The organism is Microcystis sp. M113S1, assembly GCF_020246945.1.
Taxonomy (GTDB): domain Bacteria; phylum Cyanobacteriota; class Cyanobacteriia; order Cyanobacteriales; family Microcystaceae; genus Microcystis.
The window spans coordinates 1-3260 of sequence record NZ_JADBSA010000330.1 but is presented as its reverse complement, the minus strand read 5'-3'; the positions used below and the strand labels follow the sequence as shown (position 1 = coordinate 3260).

Below are 3260 nucleotides of genomic sequence, written 5' to 3'. Positions count from 1 at the left end.
GGGCATACCGGAACCTTCGATGCTCGATCCAATAAACGCTTGGGGAGAGAATACCTCTACTTTTTCAGAAGCAATTCTGTCTTTCGCAAGTAATCTCTGTGAACCAAGAATCCCCGTCTCTTTAGAGCGGGGAGTGTCAATTGAATGAGAAACCTTCTCTCCCGCATGGACGGGGTACAAACGCCGATTATTCCCGTGGTCGGTCAGTTAATTAAAGCGAACCCTGGCACTATTTCCCTAGGTCAAGGGGTTGTTTCCTATGATCCACCCCGGGAGGCGATCGAATCTCTATCTTTATTCTTAGCCAATCCCAAAAATCATCAATATCAATCTGTGGCGGGAATTCCCCCCTTATTAGCAGTAATTCGGCAAAAACTAGCCGAAGATAATCGGGTAGAAATCAGCGATAAACAGGCAATTTTTGTGACGGCAGGCAGTAATATGGCTTTTATGAATGCCATTTTAGCCATTACTTCCCCGGGGGATGAAATTATTCTCAACACTCCCTTTTATTTCAATCATGAAATGGCCATAAAAATGGCTAATTGTCAAGTGATTTTGGTCGCCACAGACAAAAATTATCAATTGCGTCCAGCCGCCATTGAAGAGGCAATCACAGAAAAAACTAAGGCAGTGGTGACGATTTCTCCTAATAACCCCACGGGAGTAGTTTATCCAGAAAATACCCTCAGAGAAGTCAATCGAATCTGTCAAAAAAAGGGCATCTATCACATTCACGATGAAGCTTATGAGTATTTTACCTATAACCATGCCCAGCACTTTTCCCCGGCGGCAATTGTTGGTAGTGAATCCTGGACTATTTCCCTGTTTAGTCTCTCAAAAGCCTACGGTTTTGCCAGTTGGCGCATTGGTTATATGGTAGTACCAGAAGATTTATCTGAGGCGATTAATAAGATTCAGGATACTATTTTAATCTGTCCGCCGGTGGTTTCGCAATACGCAGCTCTAGGGGCGTTGCAGGTGGGTAAAAGCTATCCTTTAGAACAGTTAAAAACCATCAGTCAAGTTAGAGAAATTTGCCTGAATGCTCTAGAATCAATCGGCGATATCTGTGATGTTGCCACTGCGGAAGGTGCTTTTTATTTCTTCCTGAAAATTCCCACAGACAAGAATGATTTTCAGTTAGTTAAAAGCTTAATTGAGCAGCATCGGGTGGCGGTGTTACCCGGTTCAACTTTTGGTATAACAGAAGGCTGTTATTTGCGTCTTGCCTACGGCGCTTTATCTCCAGAAACGGCTTTAGCGGCAGTAGAAAGATTGGTAAAGGGATTGCGTTATTTTAGTCAATAATTTTCAAGAATAAATACTGGCTTTCTTTCTTGGTTTTTACTTTACTACAACCTTTGGGCTATTCTTAGTTTAGCCGAACGAGAACGGGGATTTTTGGCTTGTTCTTCTCGGCTGGGAATAATCGGCTTTTTCGTGATAATTTTCAACGAATTATCTTCGCGAAAGCCATACTTGATCAGACGGTCTTCTAGACTATGAAAACTGATCATAGCGATAATTCCCCCGGATTTTAGCCAGTGGGGGGCTTGATTTAACAATTGTTGGAGAGAATCTAATTCTTGATTAACAGCGATGCGTAGGGATTGAAAAACCCGCGTTGCCGGATGAATACGTCCATAACGGTAACTAGCGGGGACAGAACTAGCGATGACAGCCGCTAATTCAGTAGTGGTAGTAAAAGGACGTTTTTGGACGATCGAGCGAGCAATAGGACGAGATAAACGTTCTTCTCCGTATTGATAAAAAAGATCCGCTAATTCTTTTTCCTGCCAATGGTTAATAATATCAGCTGCCGTCAGGGATTGACAGCGATCCATCCGCATATCTAAGGCTGCCGTCTGGCGAAAACTAAAGCCGCGCTCGCTCTGATCGAATTGGGGAGAACTGACTCCTAAATCGGCGATAATGCCATCAAAACTGCTATTTTGTCCATTATAATCGGCGAAGTTGCCCCACCAGAGGGTTAAACGGCTATCTAGATAGGGGGCGAGACTAATTTTAGCGGCTTCTAGGGCGCTTTGATCGCGATCGATGGCGGTTACTATTGTTTCGGGATAGGCTTCTAAAATCAAGCGGCTGTGTCCACCACCGCCTAGGGTAAGATCAAGATAATGCCCCCCGGGTTGAATATTTAAGCCGGCGATTAATTCTTGACTCAAAACGGAAATATGGGGAAAATCTTGATTCATCTGTGCTGATAACTTCCTAAAAATGGCGATTTAACTTAGTGTCAGCAGAAGTCCCTCGCGCTTAGCGCGATGGTTTGACAAGCTCACCAACAGGGATGAATGCTGAATTTGTATATAGACAATTCCTCTAAAACTATGTTATCATAGTTTTAGTTTCTTGATAACTCTTATGTACAAAGCGTACAAATTCAGACTTAAGCCTAATACCGAGCAAGAAATAGCCTTAGCAAAAAGCTTTGGTTGTTGTCGTTGGTTTTGGAATTATTCCCTGAATTTATGCAAAGAAACCTATAAAACCACAGGAAAAGGACTGACAAGAAACTATATTCAGGGACTATTGCCCAGTCTCAAAAAAGAATATGAGTGGTTGACAGATGCTTATTCTCAGTGTTTACAGGTTGTCGCTTTGAACTTATCGCAAGCTTATCAAAATTTTTTGAAAAACGAGCTAGATTACCAAGATTCAAATCTAAACATGGTAAGCAATCAATTAGCTATCCAGCTAATGTCAAATTTGAGGGGGATTATCTAAAGCTTCCTAAAATTGGATTAGTTTATTGTGTTCGTCACAGGAAATTTGAAGGAACAATTAAAACCGTTACTATCTCAAAAAACCCAGACGGTAAATACTACGCTTCTATTTTAGTTGATGATGGGCAATCCCCCCCTGCCCTGCTTGATAAGGCGGGTGCCGAAGGCGGGGGGATAGATGGAAAAGCAATAGGAATTGATTTAGGATTAACTCATTTTTGTATTACCAGTAATGGTAGTAAATATAATAACCCTAAACATTTTGCTAAACATCAACGCAATCTAAAACGGAAACAACAAAAGCTATCGCGTAAAAAGAAGGGAAGTAACAACCGTCAAAAAGCTAGACGTAAAGTAGCTAAAGTCCATTCTAAAATCTCAAGATGTCGTGAGGATTTTCTCCACAAGCTATCCCGTAAGATAGTTAACGAAAACCAAGTTATTGCGGTAGAAAATCTCAATGTCAAAGGCATGGTACGCAATCATAATTTAGCTAAGGCTATTAGTGAT

2 protein-coding genes and 1 pseudogene are annotated in these 3260 nt (G+C 41.6%); 2 read left to right on the top strand and 1 reads right to left on the bottom strand.

Annotated elements, in window-relative coordinates:
* Positions 1 to 144: 144 nt before the first annotated feature.
* Positions 145 to 1311 (top strand): pyridoxal phosphate-dependent aminotransferase, encoded by a 1167-nt coding sequence (locus IM319_RS16560; RefSeq protein WP_287673194.1) that lies wholly within the window; start codon positions 145 to 147, stop codon positions 1309 to 1311.
* A 44-nt stretch (positions 1312 to 1355) separates the two neighbouring features.
* Here the strand turns inward: IM319_RS16560 and rsmH are convergent, their stop codons facing one another.
* On the bottom strand, positions 1356 to 2219 hold the full coding sequence (gene rsmH / locus IM319_RS16555) for a 16S rRNA (cytosine(1402)-N(4))-methyltransferase RsmH (RefSeq protein WP_287736322.1): 864 nt from the start codon (positions 2217 to 2219) through the stop codon (positions 1356 to 1358).
* Positions 2220 to 2388: 169 nt separating this feature from the next.
* On the opposite strand from rsmH, the pseudogene IM319_RS16550 reads away from it, so the two are divergent.
* Positions 2389 to 3260 (top strand): annotated as a pseudogene (locus IM319_RS16550) (RNA-guided endonuclease InsQ/TnpB family protein); the annotation flags it as partial.